We start from the raw sequence: 16,429 nt of genomic DNA, 5'->3' as shown, positions 1-16,429 counted from the left end.
TTATATGTGTCAAGGTCTTTCACAAGATGCTCATAAGCTGCTTACTCTTTTCGGTCAGCAGGAAGCCAGACGGGTTAATGCGGATCTGTTTCAACCCGAGCATATTTTATCTGCCCTAATCCGCAATAAGGTAGGCAGAGGCTACATAATTCTTCAAAAATTAAATATCGATATTCTCAATTTACAGCTTTTTATAGAACAAAACACTCCTATCCGTACAGGAGATAGGATCATAGGTGAAATTCCTCCTTCCCGAAGAATTAAAACCTTGGTAGATCTTGCAACAATAGAGGCAAGGACCATGAGGCAAAGTGTTGTCGGTACGGAGCATATTCTTGTAGCTCTTGCCAGAGAGGAAAATTCCATAATATCCGATTTCTTTATGAGGTATAATATCTTAACTGAAGATATAAGGATGATGATATTAAAAATAACGGATCAGATGGAAACTGTCCGGACATCTAAAACAGCCGACGTATCTAAATCAAAACCATCAGCTCTTTCCGAATTCGGGCGAAACCTAACCGATATTGTCAGCTCCGGCAGCCCGGATCCTATAATAGGCCGCGAAAAAGAAATCAGAAGGCTCATTCAAATTCTTTCCCGAAGAACAAAAAATAATCCGATCCTTGTAGGAGAGCCCGGAATAGGAAAGACATCCATTGTTGAAGGTTTGGCCTTTGCCATAATAAATGAAAACGTTCCTCATGATTTGCTAAACAAAAGTATTATCTCTTTAGACCTAGGCTCGGTAATTGCAGGAACAAAGTACAGAGGTCAGTTTGAAGAAAGGTTAAAGCAAATTATAAATGAGATAAAAGAAAATAAAAATATAATTTTGTTTATAGATGAAATTCACACCCTCATAGGTACGGGCGGATCACAGGGGGCTATGGATGCAGCCAATATTTTAAAACCTGCCCTGGCCCGCGGTGAAATACAATGTATCGGGGCTACAACAATTGACGAATACAGAAGATATTTTAAAAACGACTTGGCTCTTGAGCGGCGCTTCCAATTAATCCAAATCAAGGAGCCTAATCCTGAAGAAACCTTTGATATAATATGCGGTATAAAACATAAGTATGAAGAACACCACAATGTACTTTATGAGCCTGAAACCATAACAAAGATCATTGAGTATGCAAAACGGTATATTCCGGACAGATTTTTCCCTGACAAAGCTATTGATGTATTGGATGAAGCAGGCGCGATGAAAAAAACCGTCCTTGACAAAAGACCCGGCGAGCTTTTTGAAATAGAAGACAAGATAAAGGTTTTAATGCTTGAAAAAGCCGAGATGGTTGAGATGCAAAACTACGAAAAAGCCGCCTTAATTAGAGATGAAGTCTTAGATCTAAAAAACGACATATATCAAATTAAAAATAAGTGGATGACTTCTTATCAACATCCTATATCCTATGTCGATGAAAACGATATAGCAGAGGTTGTTGCAATGATGACGGATATTCCCGTAAATAAATTAAGCCAAGATGAGGCTGAGCGGATGCTTCACATTGAAGAGGAATTAAAAAAATCGGTTGTAGGTCAGGATGAACCCATATCGATTTTATCCAATTCAATCAGAAGGTCCCGCGCAGGTATTTCATCTCCTGACAGGCCCATAGGTTCATTTTTATTTTTAGGGCCTACAGGTGTCGGAAAAACTCTTCTTGCAAAAACTCTTGCCGAATTTTTATTCGGCACAAAAGAGGCCTTAATCAGAGTCGATATGAGCGATTATATGGAAAAACATAATGCTGCCAAACTTATAGGTGCTCCTCCCGGATATGTCGGTTTTGATTCCGGAGGATTTTTAACCGAAAAAATAAGACGCAATCCTTATTCCGTTTTGCTTTTGGACGAGGTTGAAAAAGCTCATCCGGATGTCTTTAATATTCTTTTGCAGATTTTAGAAGAAGGAGAGCTTAGAGACAGCCGCGGGCATATTGTAAATTTTAAAAACACCGTTATTATTATGACCAGTAATGCAGGCTCAAAGTCCATCATAAAGGAAAACCGGCTGGGCTTTAATCCCACGGGAGATGGAGTAATGGCCTATTCCGAAATACAGGCTAGTGCTCTTAACGAAATAAAAAAATTCTTATCGCCTGAGTTTATAAACAGAATTGATGAAATGCTTGTTTTTAGACCTCTCGATAAAGATGACATCAAACGAGTATTAAAACTTGAGCTTAAAAAATTTGAAGATAGAATTGCAAAGTTAGATCTGTATATTGAGCTTTCAAAAGAGGCTGAAGATTTCTTTGCAGATAAGGGATATGATCCGGCTTACGGTGCACGCCCTATGAGAAGGCTTCTTCAAAATAAGATAGAAGATGCCTTATCGGTTAAAATAATAAGCGGAGAGTTCTCAAAGGGTAAAACCGCCCTTGTAGATTTTTCGGCAGAAGATGATGACATAATAATCAGCATTAAAGAAAACACCGATTATGAAAATGCTTACAGCGCATCGGTCGAATGCAAAACCGAATCCAACTGATGCGCCGCATTTTTATATTGAAGTATTATCAGGTATTATAGAATTTTTTACTATAACGTATATTCCGTCTATAACATGATAGAAGCCGTAGTCTCCGTCGGGAGGTGTTTGGTCCATACCTATGGATACGTTATTGCCTATACGAACATTTTTGTCTATTATTGCAGAGCGTATACGGCAATGATTTCCTATGCCCAAGTTAGGCCCTCCTTCTTTTAAGCGGGCTTCTTTTTCTTCATGGGTTTCGTAATAGTCGGCACCCATACAGATGGAGTCTTCTACAAAGCTGCCTGATTCTATAATTGAACGGACTCCTATGACAGAATGATTTATGGTTGCATTTGTGATAACGCAGCCGTCACTGCACATAGACCTGCTTAAATGTGCATAGTTTACCTTTGATGGAGGTAAGTTTCGGTTATGTGTGTATATCGGGCTGTCGGCATCATAAAAGTCGAATTGAGGTTTTATTTCGGTGAGGTCAAGGGTTGCATCATAAAAAGACTTGATTGTTCCTATATCTGACCAATATCCGTTATGAGGAAAGGCTGAAACCTTGTATCCCCCGTTTATTGCTGCAGGAATTACTTCTTTTCCGAAGTCGGTATGATCGCTGTCTAAACATTCTTCCATAACTTTTGCACCAAAAATATAGATACCCATAGAAGCCAGATATTGTTTATTCGGATCATCAGGCTTGATAAGAGATTTTCCGGGAATTTTCCAATCGTCTATATTTTTTTCGGTGCCCGGTTTTTCCATAAACTCGGTAATTACCGAATCCGAGTTTACCTTCATAATTCCGAAACCTGAAGCATCTTCCCGTGTTACGGGTGTGCAGGCAACGGTAATATCGGATCCCGATTCTTTATGAAAATTTAAAAATTTTTTTAGATCCATGCGGTACAGCTGATCTCCTGCAAGAATCAAATAATGAGAGGGATTTTGATGTCTGAAATGATGAAGATTTTTTCTGATAGAGTCAGCCGTTCCTTCATACCATCCCGTATTATCGAAAGTCTGTTCGGCTGCAAGAATTTCGACAAAGCCGTTTGAAAAACTGTCGAAGGTATAGGCCTTTGCAATATGGATATGCAAAGATGCCGAGTTAAACTGTGTTATAATATAAATGTTCCTAAAACCGGAATTTATACAATTCGAAAGAGGAATATCGATAATTCGATGTTTACCTCCGAAAGGTACGGCCGGTTTAGACCGATGCATAGTAAGCGGATAAAGACGTGTTCCTTTTCCGCCTCCCAATATTATGGAAAGAACTTTTGCCATAGGCATCCTCCTGCCTACATTATATAATGCTTTTTAAAATTTTACCAGACTAATTTATTAATTCTTTATAAATTTCCTTTTTATATTTACACCGGCTTTAAACAATACTTGACATAGAACCTAAGACCAACTAAACTAATGCTTGGTATGAGGGATTTTTACAGGCTGATAATTATTTTTCTTATTTTTTTTATAAGTGCTAAAGCTGTCATAGGTGAAGAAGGAGGATACTCATTTAACTTTTCTGTTTCTCCGTCTTTGATAGCAGGCTCCGGTTTCGAGTATGTCTTTAGAAGTGATTCACTAATTAAAAGCAAGCTTGATTGGCCTATTTTGCCTGCCGGAGGCCTTACTGCCTGTACCGAATTTAAACTTAAAAACGGCTTTTACCTTTCCTTTTTTTCTTCATTTATAATTCCTTCTTATTCCGGAAAGATGTTTGATTATGACTACCTTAATCCCTATGATCCTTCAATGTTAACTAAATTTTCGGAGCACAAGGCCTATATTAAAAAGGGTCTGGATTTAAGTTTAAACCTGGGTTTTATGAAACCTCTTGTTGTGTATAAAACATATTCGGATAAAAAAATAAAGATCCATTGTTCTCCTTCTATAGGAATAAGGTATATTTTAAATTCATGGGATGCAGTAGACGGCTATCGTAAGTATCCTCCTGATACAAATCCGCCAAGTCCGGTTTTACCCGATACTCCTATAACTCCTATGACAGGACTAGGAATCAGGTACAGCCAAACCTTTATTTTGCCTAGTATAGGAATTCTATTTAGATTTGAGCTTCCACGATATTGGAAGATTGATTTGTCTACTCAGCTTTGTCCTAATGCCCTAGGCTTTGCAGAGGATTTCCATTATATGAGGGGTGTTGAAGGTTTAAAATTTGTAGATGTTTTTAAAAAGAAAAATCTGTCTTTTTATTTATATCTTTCGGCAGAGAAAAAGCTTTCAAAGTTTTTTTCTTTTTTTTCTTCTGTTGATTACACCTCGATAACGGCTTATAACGGAAAATCCTTTGTTTATTTTCTTAAGTCCGGATTATTAAAAGAGGTATCTGCTTCAGGGTCTGCCGGGGCTTCCCTGCATTATGCCCGTATCAATTTAGGCTTTATATTTTATATACTAAAATAGATTTTTACGGTGAGTTTTAATAAAAAACCCGAACCCCTTTTGGAGCTCGGGAAAAATTATTTTAGGAGGTTCTATGTTTTACCAACTTTCTTGGCGTAATATATAATCGTTAAAAGAATTGAGCTCAAGCACTCTTTTTACTTTTTCGAGGTCCTGAGGTCTTATTCCGTATAAAACGACCCTGGTGGTTGTTTCCGTTTTTTCATAAGCAGGTTCAAAACCTATCTTTCTTAATTTTTTGACAAGTCTTAGGGCATTTTCTTCACGCTTAAATGATCCCAGCTGAATTCTCCATAAAATACCCGGTGTTTCCGAAGCCTTGGCAGGTATATAAACAAGGTTTTGATTTCTTGTATTAAATTCCGTATAATTTGGAGCTTGTACAGTCTTTTTTTCCGTTTTTACCAAGTCCTTTGCTCTCGTGCCGGTTTCTTCTTTAGTTTTAACATCCGTAAAAGAACCCATATCATTCGGATTTATCTTTTTTAGGCTTACTCTTACAACTCCGTGGGCTAACATATCCAAGGCGGCGGCTGCAGCCTTTGAAACATCTATTTCGCGGTTGCCTACAAAGGGACCTCTATCGTTTATTCTTACGATGACCTTTTTTCCGTTTTCTAAGTTTGTAACCTCAACAAGGGTACCGAAGGGAAGGGTCTTATGAGCCGCCGTGTAAGCATTCATATCGAAGATTTCTCCGTTTGCGGTAGGCCTTCCGTTAAAGGCTTCCCCATAGTACGAAGCATAAGTTTCCTCGCTTATAATTTCTCCCTGTCCGGTTAAAAAATGAGTAAGAGCTAAGGACAAAATTAATATAAGGATTGCTTTTTTCATTTAATTCCTCCCGAATTAAAATCTTATATATTCAGTATCGGAAGAAAAAAAAAGAAGATTAGAAAAAAAGCCTTAAACCGTTTTGGTTTAAGGCCTTGTGCTGAAGACGGGAATTGAACCCGTACGGCATTACTGCCAAGGGATTTTAAGTCCCTAGTGTCTACCTATTCCACCACTTCAGCAGATGTGGTATACTATCATAAATTTTAAAGGAGGTCAAGATGTTTTCTGACTCTCATGCACATTTTTTTATGATTTTTAAACGAAATGAAGGCGATCCTTCGTTTTTACATACAATGGAAGAGCGCAAATTCAGGTTTGCTATGGACATAGGTACAGAGCCCGGAGATCTGGGGCCCAGACAGAGGTTTATTTCGCAAGTTTTTGAAGAAAAAATGCCCGGGCAAATGCCTGCTTCTTTGTCCTGCACGGAATCCTTGCATTTGCCCTCATTCTTACACTTTGCGGCAGGCCTTTGGCCCCATGCTTCAAGCATTGCCGAGCCTGAAAAATCTCTCAAGGCTTTAAAAGCCGATATCGATACTCTCTTTTTGCAGAAGGCCGAATCGGAAAAGGTTTATCCGGGTAAGCCCTTTTATTGCTCCCTTGGAGAATGCGGGCTTGACCGCTTTTGGAACGGCCCTGCCTGCGAAAAAAGAGGAGAGAATTTAAACCCCGATGAACGAGGAACTGCCAACATAGAAGGGGAGGAGTTTCTATTTAAAGAACAGCTAAAAATTGCAAAAGAAAAAAATCTTTCGGTCATAGTTCATTCAAGGGATGCTTATGAAGATACCTTAAAATGTATTGATGAGATAGGCCATCACAAGGGGATAATTCACTGCTATTCCTACGGTCTTAAAGAGGCTTATTCCTTTTTGGAAAGGGGCTGGTATATTTCCTTTCCCGGAAACATAACCTATGCAAAAAAGCAGGCCGATAAGGACAGGATTGCCGAGCTTGTGAGGGCAATTCCTGCCGATAAGCTCTTGCTTGAAACCGATGCTCCCTATCTTGCTCCCGTTCCTTTTAGGGGAAAGATAAATACTCCTCTTTTGATAGAATACACCTATGCTGCCGTTTCAGAAATTTTAGGTAAGTCTATGGAGGACTTGGCCGAGCAGGTTTATCAAAACTGCTGTTCCTGTTTTTTGGTAAAGTGAAAAGTGTAAAGCTTTTTCTTTTATAAATGGTCTCTTGTGAATCTAAAAAAAGGCTGCCCTCCCGTGACGGAAGGACAGCCTTATTTTTTTACTTAAAAAGTTTTAAGTTTTACTTGTTACTGCTTAATCAAAATAAATTCTACTCGGCGGTTTTTCCACCAGTTGTCTCTATCGCTCAAAGAAGCTACAGGTTTTGAGCTTCCCATTCCGACAGAAGAAAGGCGGGAACTTCTTACTCCCTCCTTTATGAGGAATTGACGCACAGCGTCTGCTCTCAGCTTTGATAAGGGGAGAAGGGCCGCCGTTTCTTCTTTTTCGGTACCGGTAGTCGTGTTTGCGTGTCCTTCAACCTGAACCTGATATTCGGGGAATTTGTTTAGGATAACGGCAATTCTTTTTAGGATATTCTTATTTTTATCGACAATTGCCTGATCGAGACCGTTAAAGTCGGCCGCATTTGCTCTAAAGATAATCGAAGGTACGGCTATTTTAAGTTTATCCCCGTCCCTTATAACAAGGATGTCTACAGGAATATAGCCCCTGTAAACCGAAGTTAATCCTACCTTATCGGTCACGGTAAAGGTAAAAGGATAGTCGGTTGCAGACTGAACGGTTTCGCCTGAAAGAGAGCGGCCGTCCCAGATAAGTTCCTTTGTTATCTTTTCCTTTCCGGAAGTTTGCCAGAAAAGTTTGCCTCCGTTTTCTTCAGGCTCGGCAATTTCAAACTTCCAGTTTTCGATACCGGCCTTCGAATCGGCTTTTAGACTTATGTATAGATCGTCATCGGTGCCGTCATTGTCGGGACTAAAGTACTTGGGACTTGTACTGACATCTATTTTCGGAGCCTGAGTTGAAAGGATGAAGGCATCGGTAAAGGCCGTTACAATATCGCCTTTTTTGTACTCTATGTACATGGTTGCCATGTACCTGCCGTCAGGAGCCTTAGAGCTTCCGCTCTTGCCGTCCCATACAAGTTTTTTAGGCAGCTTTTCTTCTTTTTTGGAGCTCCATTCGGCAAAAAACTTTCCGCTTTCCACATCCGAAACCTGTATATTCCAGTTGTCGATTTCGGCATCAATATTGGTAAGAACCGAAATGTTTTGAACATCCTTTATTCCGTTGCCTGTGGGAGAAAATACCTTATGTTCGGCGGTTATATAGCCCTTGGCCTGACGGCGGTCTACAATGATGCCTTCAAGTTTTTGGACGGTTTTGTTTCCGGCCTCATCTTCGGCTTCGGCTATGTAGGTGTATTTTTCGTCAGGCACCTTATTGCCGGTATCGTCATCTGCTTCCCAGATAAACTTATCCGCCTTATCCTTCCACCTTAGGGTTTTTACCGTTTTGTTTTTTGAATCGACAAATCGGCCTGTCCATTCTTTTTCGGAAGAAGAAATTTGATCTATGGGAAGGTTGGGCTTGTTGTTTCCTTCTACAGGAGAAAAGGCCAAATAGGGAGCCGAAATTTGAATTTCGGGATAAACCGTGTCTATCATTATCGACGAAATAATTGATTTTGCCTTGTTTTTATTTGCAAGCTCAACTTCAAATTCGGCAGAGTAAAGGCCGTTGGGTACTATCGGTTTCTCATCAGCTTGACCGTTCCAAGTTATTTTCTTTGGAGGGGTATTGCCCTTGTAGGTCTTGATAAGCTTGCCCTTTGAATCTTTAATGTTTACCGCGTATGAGTCTACCTTAGTTTTTGATTTTACGACAGGATAGAATTCTATGCTGTCCTTTACCCCGTCGTTGTTGGGAGAAAAGGCCGTATAATTTGATTGAAGAATTATATCGGCTTTTTCGGTATTGAGCTCTACAAGTACGGCATTTGAAAGAGCTTCGTTTTGAGCCTCGTCAACTCCCCTTAATACATAGATGTACTTACCGTCTTCGGCAAAGCTGCCGTCGGTTTTTCTTCCGTTCCACTCAAATTGAGGCGGGAGTTTATCGCCGAAGCTGTTTGTAAAAATCGGTGTGCCGGCAGGTTTGCCTGCAAGGATATCGGCAGTATTGCCTGCAAGGCTGTCTTCGCTTGAGGCCCTATATATTTCTGCAATCCATGTTCCCGGTTTTTCTTCCTTGTGAGTAAAAATGAGAGTATCGAGCTCTCCGTCCCCGTCGGGAGAAAAGAGCTTTTGAGATGCAGAGGCTTCGGCCTTGGGCGGTGTAATGTCCAAGGTGAATGATGGTGTTTGAGTTGAAGGAGCATGTCCGTTTATATACCTTGCTGAAATAAAGGCCTTGTACGAGCCTTCCGGCAAGAGCTTTCCTTCCTCGTCCTTTCCGTCAAAGGTTTTAGGCTCGATTTTTGACGGGCTGCCTGCATATGTTTTTACGGCTGCTCCAGCCTGATTTTTTACTTCAATCTTCCATTCTTCAAGACCCTTGGTAATCGGAATAGAAGGAATGAAGTTTATCTTGTTATTCGATTTGCTTGCAGGAGAAAAAGCATTTTTATCGATATTTATGTTAATCGAGGGTTTGTAGGTGTCTACAATTATATTTGAAAGATTAGAGACCGTTTTGTTTTTTGCCCTGTCCATGGATTCTATTTTGTAGCTGTAAACTCCGTCCGGTACAAAAATTCCTGCATCGTCTTTTCCGTCCCAGCTTAAGGGAGAAAGAGCCTTATCCTTAACTTGAATTGTTCTTATAACCTTGCCTTGGGCGTTGCTGATACTTGCCGTCCAAAGGTCTTCATTTGAACCTGTGTTATCAAAGATAAAGACATCCTTGTTTCCGTCACCGTCAGGACTGAAAATGAGGGCATCCTGAGTTTGCGGTTTATTAAATGTAAGAGAAGGAGGCGTTTTATCGATATGAGCCGTGTAAATTTGAGACTCCGATTTATTTTTGTTGTCATCCTGCGCTCTTATTATAAAACTGTACTTGCCGTCGGGGGCTGTTTCTCCCGAATCGGTTCGTCCATCCCAGCGGAGGGCGCCGGGCACTTCAACGCCTTCTTTGGATTTTCCTAAAAGCTTAAAGAACGAGGCTGCATCCTTCATTTCGCGTAAGGGGATTTTATTGGAAATTGTGCGGACAGTGTTTCCTTTTTCGTCCTTTATTTCGCAGCTCCAAGCCGTTACATAGCGCTTGTCCGTAATTTTTAAGGGGATTTCCATGGCATCGTTTTCTCCGTCATTATTGGGAGAAAAATATAGGATGCCGCTTTCGGGCATTTCGGCTTGAATTTTAGGTCCTTCGTTGTCCTTTAGACCGAAGTGAACGTTGACCCCTCCGCCGAAGGCCCAAATTCCGTTATGGAAGGGCTTTGCAGCAAATTCGGGACGGATTTCGTTTTCTTCCCAGCCGTTTTTCTTTAAAAAGGAATCCTTTGTTCCTTGAGATTTGATTTTTATATTTACCCCTATGTTAAAGGAAGGGATGAAGCTTTGTTTTTTATGGATTGCTTCAAGTGTGTTGATTACAAAGCCTGTTTTAAAGGATATCATGTCGGCCATGAGCATGTGAAGTCCGGTATTAATGACAAGATTTTGGAAAAAGGGAGCTGAAAGATCTGTGTGCATTCCGAGTTGGAAGCCGTCAATATCGACCAAGGTTGCAGCAAAGCCTGCTCTCGGAGTGATTATTGCAGGGCTTCCGCTTGAAGCTCCTCCCTTTATTCCTGTTGCCTTGGGATTGTAGGTTTTGCCTAAGCCCGTTATTGAAACGCCCAGCTTGGAGTTTTTTAAAAATCCTAGGTCGCCGAACATATAAAGGGCTCCTATATCAAGGCCCAGCCCCCAGTCCTTTCCGAAGTCCGCATAAGAGCCTACGCCTACTGAAAGTTTTTCGGTTAAATCCTTTGAATATGAAAAGCGTAAGCCTCCCATTGTTCCAAGTTTTAAGGAATCAAATTCTGCATTTAAAAAGTGAAGGCTTCCCGCAATGTTTCCCCATCTAAAGGGGTAGAGGAGGGCAGCATTGGCTGCGTGGCCGAAGCCCTTTTCTTTGCCGAGCCCTGCAATCAAAAAGTATGAAGCGTCCAGAATCGGCCTTTGTTCTGCCCCGCCTAGGGCCGGGTTGACAGCCAAACTGCCTGGTACCGTATCTCCGAAGGGACCTCCCGTAACCGAGTTCTGTCCTCCGGCAACCGCCGGGGATTGCAGTGTAGGTTTTTCTTCCCCCCCGGGAAGAGGATCATAGGCAAAGACAGCCGTTCCAATCAAAAAAAAGCATAAAACAAAAAAAACTTTCGCTTTTAAACCGAATTTTAAAAAAAACATATTAGAGCTCCTTTAAAAGCAAATATAACCGTTTAGTAGAACATATATTATAGTAAAACTGTTACGAAAATCAATTCCTTAATCTATAAATAAATTCTAGAAAATTGAAATTAAGCTTATGGTGTACTCAAGTTTATAATATTTACCTGATATCTCAAAAAAGTGAAAAAAATAATTTTTTAAGAATTTAAGTCTTGACAAATTAATATATGTATGATAGGTTTACAAATCGGCCGTTTTGTGTGCGTATCATTTTCTCCCTTCAATTTGACGGCTTAATACTTTTATTTTTAGGAAAATCACTTTTATGAAAAAATTAAATATTAAACAGATTTTATGTTTATTATTCTCTGCTTTAATCCTTGCAACCGGCTGTTCAAGCGTATGGAGCAAGAAATACAAAGACGATGCAGGCGTTATGTACGGGATGATATATGATGGAAATGAAGAAGGGGTTTCAGGAGTAAACGTAAAAGTAAACGGGTGGCTAAAGGCCGTATCGGACGGGCAGGGCAGATTTATCTTAAAATTTTTATATGCAGACATACAGGATAAAAAAGAACAAAGGATAGAGCTTGAAAAAGAAGGCTATGAGAAAATCGAAGAAGTATTTTATTATGAGCCTATGAGCTTATTGCATATAAGGATGGAAAGCGGAGAAGATATATTAAAAGAAGCTGAAAGCTTGATAGATGAAAAAGAATATGGACGGGCAGAAGAATCTATAGATAGGGCTATAAAGATAGAAGAGTATCGGGATGCCGGTCTTTTTTTAAAAGCAGTGATTAGATATAAAGAAGGTAAGAAAAAAGAAGCTGAGCAATTATTGGAAGAAATAAAAGAAAAAGATGATAAAAGCGTAAAAGAATTTTTAAAAAAATTAAATTAAAGGATAAGTTTAATATATAGTATGGAAAAAGAAAACGGTAAAAGCTCATCAAAAACGATTATAAAATTCTCTGTTATATCTGCTATAATTATAGTGTTTTTTTGTTTTAATATTTATGTAGTTTTTCAAATAAAGAAAGAACAAGAAGAAAGATTAAAGTATATCATTACATTGCTTGAACATACGGAAAAAAATATAATCGGGCAGATAGAACATAATCGGGATGAAATAAATGCAAAAATCGATACAAACACTGAGAATATATTAAAGGACGTAAAAGAAGTTAAAAATCTATTAAAAATTCAAGACAGTGAAACACAAGTAAAACTAAAAAATATATTATCAGGTCAAAAAAGAATAAATGAAACAGACAGAAAAAAAGAGATGAGATTGATATATGCAGACGGTGTATTGGAAAAAAAAGAAATGGAAGCGTATAATTTGCTAAAAGAAAAAAAATATGCGGCAGCATATAAAATATATAAAGAAATAAAAGAAAGTGATCCTGAAAGATTGAGCTCACGATATTACGGAGTATATAGTTTGTTTTATTCAAATGAGATGAATAAAGAAAATTATGATTATATATTGGAAGAAATAGAATACTTAAGAAAAAACGGAATGGAAGAAAGCAGTTTTAAAATAATAGAAAACTTTATAAAAAGAGAAAAGGCAATAAACGATGAACAGAGTTAAGAGTTTAATATTAGCTGTAATAATAATTTTTATAAGATTGGAAGCTGAACAAGTATATATAGCCCCTTTATTGAGTGTAGATGAAGGAGAGGAGAGCTATGAAACAGATACTAAATTGCAAGACGATATTTGTGAGAGCATAGAAGAACAAAAAGAATTTTTAGGAGTAGAAATAATAAAGACGAGAAAAAAGATAAAACAGGTAAGGTCTTCATATGATGCGCTGAAATTATGCAGAGAAGAAAAAATAAAATATTTGATCTATGGCTGGATAAAGAAAACTGAATACACATACGAAGGTGAATTAAGAATTTTTGACGGCGAGGGAAGGAAAAATATATTTACCGTGTATGAAAAAGATGGAATAGAAAATTATGAAAAATTTATAAAGAACATAAGCAAAAAAGTTCTGGATAGTTTACACGAAATTTTTTATATTCCGAAACAGGAAGAAGTGGAGAAGTATAGCAGAATAAATGTAGGGCCTGATATTTGGTATTGGACATTTATGAATAAGACTTGGGTAAAATACATGAGCGGAACTATCGGAATAGGAGGCAGTTTTGAGATAATACCTGATGACAGCGTGTTTTTTATAAAGACATATCCCGTTTATTTTTCGGTGGGATTATCTTTGGATTATAGGCTGGGAGTAAACCGCAAAGAGGCCGTAAAAAGTTATTTAAATAATATAAATGCAGCAGGATATACAAATATGTACATAAACTTTTATGATATTCATAGAGTTTACGCCAAAGCCGGAGTCTTATACAGTTTAGACATCGTATCATATCAAGATAAATATTCGGATAGTAAAGTTAATACATCGGGAGCTGTTGGAATTATTACAGGTATCGGTTATAAATACGCAGTAACTGAGAAGATAAAAATAATATTTGCGAATGAATTTGAATTTGTATTCTATAAAAATGTAATGAGTAAATATATAGGAAAGGTCGGAGTTGAGTTTGAAGTTTTTAAAAAGGAGTATAAAAGAAAATGAAAGGGAAAATATTGAAATTACTTATAATAGTCATTGTAATTTTTAATGGAGCGTGCGGAACCGGAGTATATGAGATAGTATCGAGAGATCAAAGAGATCCTGATAATTTTTATGTAAACGTAGATTCTTTTAGCGAAGAAAATGTAATAAAATGCATTTGGGAAGAAGATGAAAGGTGCGATAAATACATATTGATGAGAAGTGAAGATAAAAACGTATTAAAGTTTAAAGAAGTGTATAATGGAGAAGGGACGGAATATGAAGATAGAGTATTAAAAGAAGATACAAGATATATCTATAGACTTGATAAGATTAGAGGTAAAAAAAGATTTTTAGGGAATATACATTACATGGGTATATACAGTAAACAGGTAAAAGATGTATATGAACCCAACGACAGAAAAGAAAAGGCCGTATTATTGCAAAACGATATACAGGGAAATGTATATTATTATAGATCGCATGAAGGAACCGTTTTAGAGGATGAGGATTGGTACAAGGTAAGAATTCCTGCAAAAAGAAAGGCTAAGGTAGCAATAGTATACGATGCAGCTAATTTACCTTTTATAATAACAATGCCCTATAATGGACACACCGAAAAACCTGCAACAAATAAATCCGTCATAATAACCAATGATACGGATTACGAGAGAGAATTAAGATTTAAAGTATCGTTGGATAGGAATATAGTAGTAAGCGGTAGTGCAGGTGGAGAATGCTATCCGTATACGTTAAGGCTTTTATCAATAGAATAGGAAAGAAATAATGAAAAAGAAGTCCGTTTTATTTATTTTATTTTTCTCGGTATGTATGGTATATGGGCAAGAAGGAATTAAAGATATAAAAAGTGAAAAATATGAATTAAAGTATATTGAAGTAAAAAAATTTATAGATGCATTGCCTGAAGAACTGAAAAAACAAAAAATAAATATATTGGCGGATATAAACGGATTTATAATAAGATGTACTCAGGAAGAACAAAAAATAGTGGAAGAATATATAAAGATACTGGATATAGAAAAAGAAGAGAGAGCGATATTATTAAAATATATATCTTCGGAGGAATTGTTAAAACATCTTCCACCTGCCGTAAATAAAGAAAGTATAGTAGTAACCGGAAATCCCAATTTAATATTTTTTAGAGGGAGCGATATAAAGAGGGAAAAGTTTTTAAAAGAGCTGGAGCTGATAGATAGACCTAAGGCGCAGATACGGTATCAGCTATTGGTAGTGCAATATGAAAAAAGTGAAAACATAAACTGGGCGAAAAGTCTTGAAGTAAAAAAAACTAATGGAAAGCCTGTGAGTGAGTTTTCAGGTATAATGAGCAATATATTTAATATAAACTTTGATATAGTCAGCAAATTCGGTTATCAATTTATAGCAAAACTTAATTTTGAATTAGCTGAAAATAAGGCAAGAGTTTTAGCGGATACGACATTAAACGGAATAACGGGAGAAGAAGTAAAATTTCAAAATACAAATACATTCAGATATATAGATAAAACCCTTGATTCAAACGGTAAACCCTTATATGGTTCTGTAAGAGAGATAACATCTGGTTTATTACTTAATATAAAAGGAAATGTATCCGGAGACGGAATGATAACGATGGAAGTAAATGCACAAGTGTCAAAACAGGGCTCAGGAGGAGCGACAAGCGGTGTTTTACCTCCGACATCGGAAAAAATAGTAAAAACAAAAGTGAGAACTCCTTCCGGCAAGCCGATTATAATAGGCGGCTTATTACAGGTTGAACAAAATTCAAGCGAAAAGAAAATACCCGGTTTGGGAGACATACCGATAGCAGGATTGGCTTTTAAAGATATAAATGGTTCTGAAACTGTAACTGAAATGGTCATCTACATAGTGCCGTACATACATCGAGAAAGAGAGAAAGTAAAGAGTAAGAAAGAAAGGCTTATAAGGCTATATAAAAAATATATCGAAGGAGATAAAGAATGAAGAAACTAAGAAAAATATTTATGATAATTTTAGTGTTTATATTGACAGGCTGCGTTAATCCTTATAACCGGATAAGGGATGGAGAAAGCGAGATTTTTGAAGAAGGAAATGAGATTGAAGAAAATGAAGAAGGAGGCGGAACAAATCCATTTGAAGATAAACTTTTTATAAAGGAAGGGGAAAAGATCATATTAAAAACAAACAATACAAAATATTGGGGTGTGAGGGGTTATACGTTATGGAAATTTTTAGGAGAAGAAATAGATAAAAATGCCCCGAGTATAAAAGTAGTAAAAAAAGAAGGGGCGAGTGAAGCAGGATACGGATTAGTATGTTATAGTACAAAGACGGAAGCAGGACAAAAAAATATAGGATGCTCGTGATTTTAATACATGTAGATGGGAAGTATTCTGTAGGCTATGTAGTAGACGGCTTGTATAAAGATATAGAGTGGAAAAGACAAAGTGAAAAGTTAAATAAAGGCTATGGTGTAGAAAACAGCATCAGTGTAAAAAAGGCAGGGAAGAAAATAGAAGTATATTTTAACGATGAAAGTTATTCCGGAAGCCCGTCATATACGATAAACGATTCAAGTGAATATTTACTTGGAGAAGGGGAAGCCGGGTTAATAGGAGTAGTATCAGCGAAGGATAAATTTCCTGATGATTTTGTTTGGATAGAATACAAGGTAAAGTAAAGGATTTTAAATAAAGT

13 protein-coding genes and 1 tRNA gene are annotated in these 16,429 nt (G+C 37.6%); 10 read left to right on the top strand and 4 right to left on the bottom strand.

Translation table 11 applies throughout. From position 1 onward, the window contains the following. The first annotated feature begins 4 nt into the window (after nucleotides 1-4). Nucleotides 5-2,503 carry an ATP-dependent Clp protease ATP-binding subunit gene (locus E4O04_RS10505; protein ID WP_253687421.1) on the top strand — a complete coding sequence of 833 codons (2,499 nt, stop codon included), beginning with the start codon at nucleotides 5-7 and terminating at the stop codon, nucleotides 2,501-2,503. A gap of 12 nt (nucleotides 2,504-2,515) precedes the next feature. On the opposite strand, the gene E4O04_RS10500 is transcribed toward E4O04_RS10505, so the two are convergent. Beyond that, a complete protein-coding gene (locus E4O04_RS10500; protein WP_253687423.1) occupies nucleotides 2,516-3,790 on the bottom strand; it encodes a glucose-1-phosphate adenylyltransferase in 1,275 nt (424 codons plus the stop codon). Nucleotides 3,791-3,937: 147 nt separating this feature from the next. Between E4O04_RS10500 and E4O04_RS10495 the strand changes: the two genes are divergently transcribed. Further along, nucleotides 3,938-4,936, top strand: coding sequence for an omptin family outer membrane protease (locus tag E4O04_RS10495; protein WP_253707829.1), 999 nt, complete (start codon nucleotides 3,938-3,940; stop codon nucleotides 4,934-4,936). 78 nt (nucleotides 4,937-5,014) lie between these two features. Here the strand turns inward: E4O04_RS10495 and E4O04_RS10490 are convergent, their stop codons facing one another. Together E4O04_RS10490 and E4O04_RS10485 are read right to left on the bottom strand one after the other, a co-directional pair. Continuing rightward, nucleotides 5,015-5,770, bottom strand: a complete 756-nt coding sequence (locus E4O04_RS10490; protein WP_253707827.1) for a septal ring lytic transglycosylase RlpA family protein — start codon at nucleotides 5,768-5,770, stop codon at nucleotides 5,015-5,017. 98 nt (nucleotides 5,771-5,868) lie between these two features. Further along, nucleotides 5,869-5,952 (bottom strand) — tRNA-Leu (locus tag E4O04_RS10485). A 39-nt stretch (nucleotides 5,953-5,991) separates the two neighbouring features. Between E4O04_RS10485 and E4O04_RS10480 the strand changes: the two genes are divergently transcribed. Continuing rightward, nucleotides 5,992-6,933 carry a TatD family hydrolase gene (locus tag E4O04_RS10480; protein WP_253707825.1) on the top strand — a complete coding sequence of 314 codons (942 nt, stop codon included), beginning with the start codon at nucleotides 5,992-5,994 and terminating at the stop codon, nucleotides 6,931-6,933. Nucleotides 6,934-7,049: 116 nt separating this feature from the next. On the opposite strand, the gene E4O04_RS10475 is transcribed toward E4O04_RS10480, so the two are convergent. Beyond that, complete coding sequence (locus E4O04_RS10475; protein ID WP_253707823.1) at nucleotides 7,050-11,162, bottom strand: FlgD immunoglobulin-like domain containing protein; 4,113 nt, start codon at nucleotides 11,160-11,162, stop codon at nucleotides 7,050-7,052. Between the two features lie 307 nt (nucleotides 11,163-11,469). Between E4O04_RS10475 and E4O04_RS10470 the strand changes: the two genes are divergently transcribed. Genes E4O04_RS10470 through E4O04_RS10440 form a run of 7 tightly spaced genes read left to right on the top strand, consistent with a single transcriptional unit; the run spans nucleotide 11,470 to nucleotide 16,412 of the window. Then, nucleotides 11,470-12,051 carry a tetratricopeptide repeat protein gene (locus tag E4O04_RS10470; protein WP_253707821.1) on the top strand — a complete coding sequence of 194 codons (582 nt, stop codon included), beginning with the start codon at nucleotides 11,470-11,472 and terminating at the stop codon, nucleotides 12,049-12,051. 21 nt (nucleotides 12,052-12,072) lie between these two features. Next, nucleotides 12,073-12,747: a hypothetical protein gene (locus E4O04_RS10465; RefSeq protein ID WP_253707819.1), complete on the top strand. Its 675-nt coding sequence runs from the start codon at nucleotides 12,073-12,075 to the stop codon at nucleotides 12,745-12,747. Continuing rightward, on the top strand, nucleotides 12,734-13,750 hold the full coding sequence (locus E4O04_RS10460) for a hypothetical protein (protein ID WP_253707817.1): 1,017 nt from the start codon (nucleotides 12,734-12,736) through the stop codon (nucleotides 13,748-13,750). The genes E4O04_RS10465 and E4O04_RS10460 overlap by 14 nt, the downstream gene beginning before the upstream one ends. Beyond that, entirely contained in the window at nucleotides 13,747-14,505 is a 759-nt protein-coding gene (locus E4O04_RS10455; protein WP_253707815.1) for a hypothetical protein, read from the top strand. Before E4O04_RS10460 ends, E4O04_RS10455 begins: the two co-directional genes overlap by 4 nt. Nucleotides 14,506-14,515: 10 nt before the next feature. Continuing rightward, nucleotides 14,516-15,715, top strand: coding sequence for a type II secretion system protein GspD (locus E4O04_RS10450; RefSeq protein ID WP_253707813.1), 1,200 nt, complete (start codon nucleotides 14,516-14,518; stop codon nucleotides 15,713-15,715). Then, on the top strand, nucleotides 15,712-16,098 hold the full coding sequence (locus E4O04_RS10445) for a hypothetical protein (RefSeq protein WP_253707811.1): 387 nt from the start codon (nucleotides 15,712-15,714) through the stop codon (nucleotides 16,096-16,098). Before E4O04_RS10450 ends, E4O04_RS10445 begins: the two co-directional genes overlap by 4 nt. Further along, nucleotides 16,095-16,412: a hypothetical protein gene (locus tag E4O04_RS10440; protein ID WP_253707809.1), complete on the top strand. Its 318-nt coding sequence runs from the start codon at nucleotides 16,095-16,097 to the stop codon at nucleotides 16,410-16,412. Before E4O04_RS10445 ends, E4O04_RS10440 begins: the two co-directional genes overlap by 4 nt. The last annotated feature ends 17 nt before the right edge of the window (nucleotides 16,413-16,429 follow it).

The sequence above is a fragment of the Treponema sp. OMZ 799 genome (genome assembly GCF_024181365.1).
In the GTDB taxonomy this organism is placed as follows: domain Bacteria; phylum Spirochaetota; class Spirochaetia; order Treponematales; family Treponemataceae; genus Treponema_B.
This window is presented reverse-complemented; position numbering and strand designations above follow the sequence as displayed.

What these genes read in the sequence shown, in the direction of transcription:
- E4O04_RS10500 (WP_253687423.1), bottom strand. Translation starts at nt 3,790, where the DNA reads ATGGCAAAAGTTCTTTCCATAATATTGGGAGGCGGAAAAGGAACACGT.
- E4O04_RS10455 (WP_253707815.1), top strand. Translation starts at nt 13,747, where the DNA reads ATGAAAGGGAAAATATTGAAATTACTTATAATAGTCATTGTAATTTTT.
- E4O04_RS10460 (WP_253707817.1), top strand. Translation starts at nt 12,734, where the DNA reads ATGAACAGAGTTAAGAGTTTAATATTAGCTGTAATAATAATTTTTATA.
- E4O04_RS10480 (WP_253707825.1), top strand. Translation starts at nt 5,992, where the DNA reads ATGTTTTCTGACTCTCATGCACATTTTTTTATGATTTTTAAACGAAAT.
- E4O04_RS10490 (WP_253707827.1), bottom strand. Translation starts at nt 5,770, where the DNA reads ATGAAAAAAGCAATCCTTATATTAATTTTGTCCTTAGCTCTTACTCAT.
- E4O04_RS10465 (WP_253707819.1), top strand. Translation starts at nt 12,073, where the DNA reads ATGGAAAAAGAAAACGGTAAAAGCTCATCAAAAACGATTATAAAATTC.
- E4O04_RS10470 (WP_253707821.1), top strand. Translation starts at nt 11,470, where the DNA reads ATGAAAAAATTAAATATTAAACAGATTTTATGTTTATTATTCTCTGCT.
- E4O04_RS10475 (WP_253707823.1), bottom strand. Translation starts at nt 11,162, where the DNA reads ATGTTTTTTTTAAAATTCGGTTTAAAAGCGAAAGTTTTTTTTGTTTTA.
- E4O04_RS10450 (WP_253707813.1), top strand. Translation starts at nt 14,516, where the DNA reads ATGAAAAAGAAGTCCGTTTTATTTATTTTATTTTTCTCGGTATGTATG.
- E4O04_RS10505 (WP_253687421.1), top strand. Translation starts at nt 5, where the DNA reads ATGTGTCAAGGTCTTTCACAAGATGCTCATAAGCTGCTTACTCTTTTC.
- E4O04_RS10495 (WP_253707829.1), top strand. Translation starts at nt 3,938, where the DNA reads ATGAGGGATTTTTACAGGCTGATAATTATTTTTCTTATTTTTTTTATA.
- E4O04_RS10445 (WP_253707811.1), top strand. Translation starts at nt 15,712, where the DNA reads ATGAAGAAACTAAGAAAAATATTTATGATAATTTTAGTGTTTATATTG.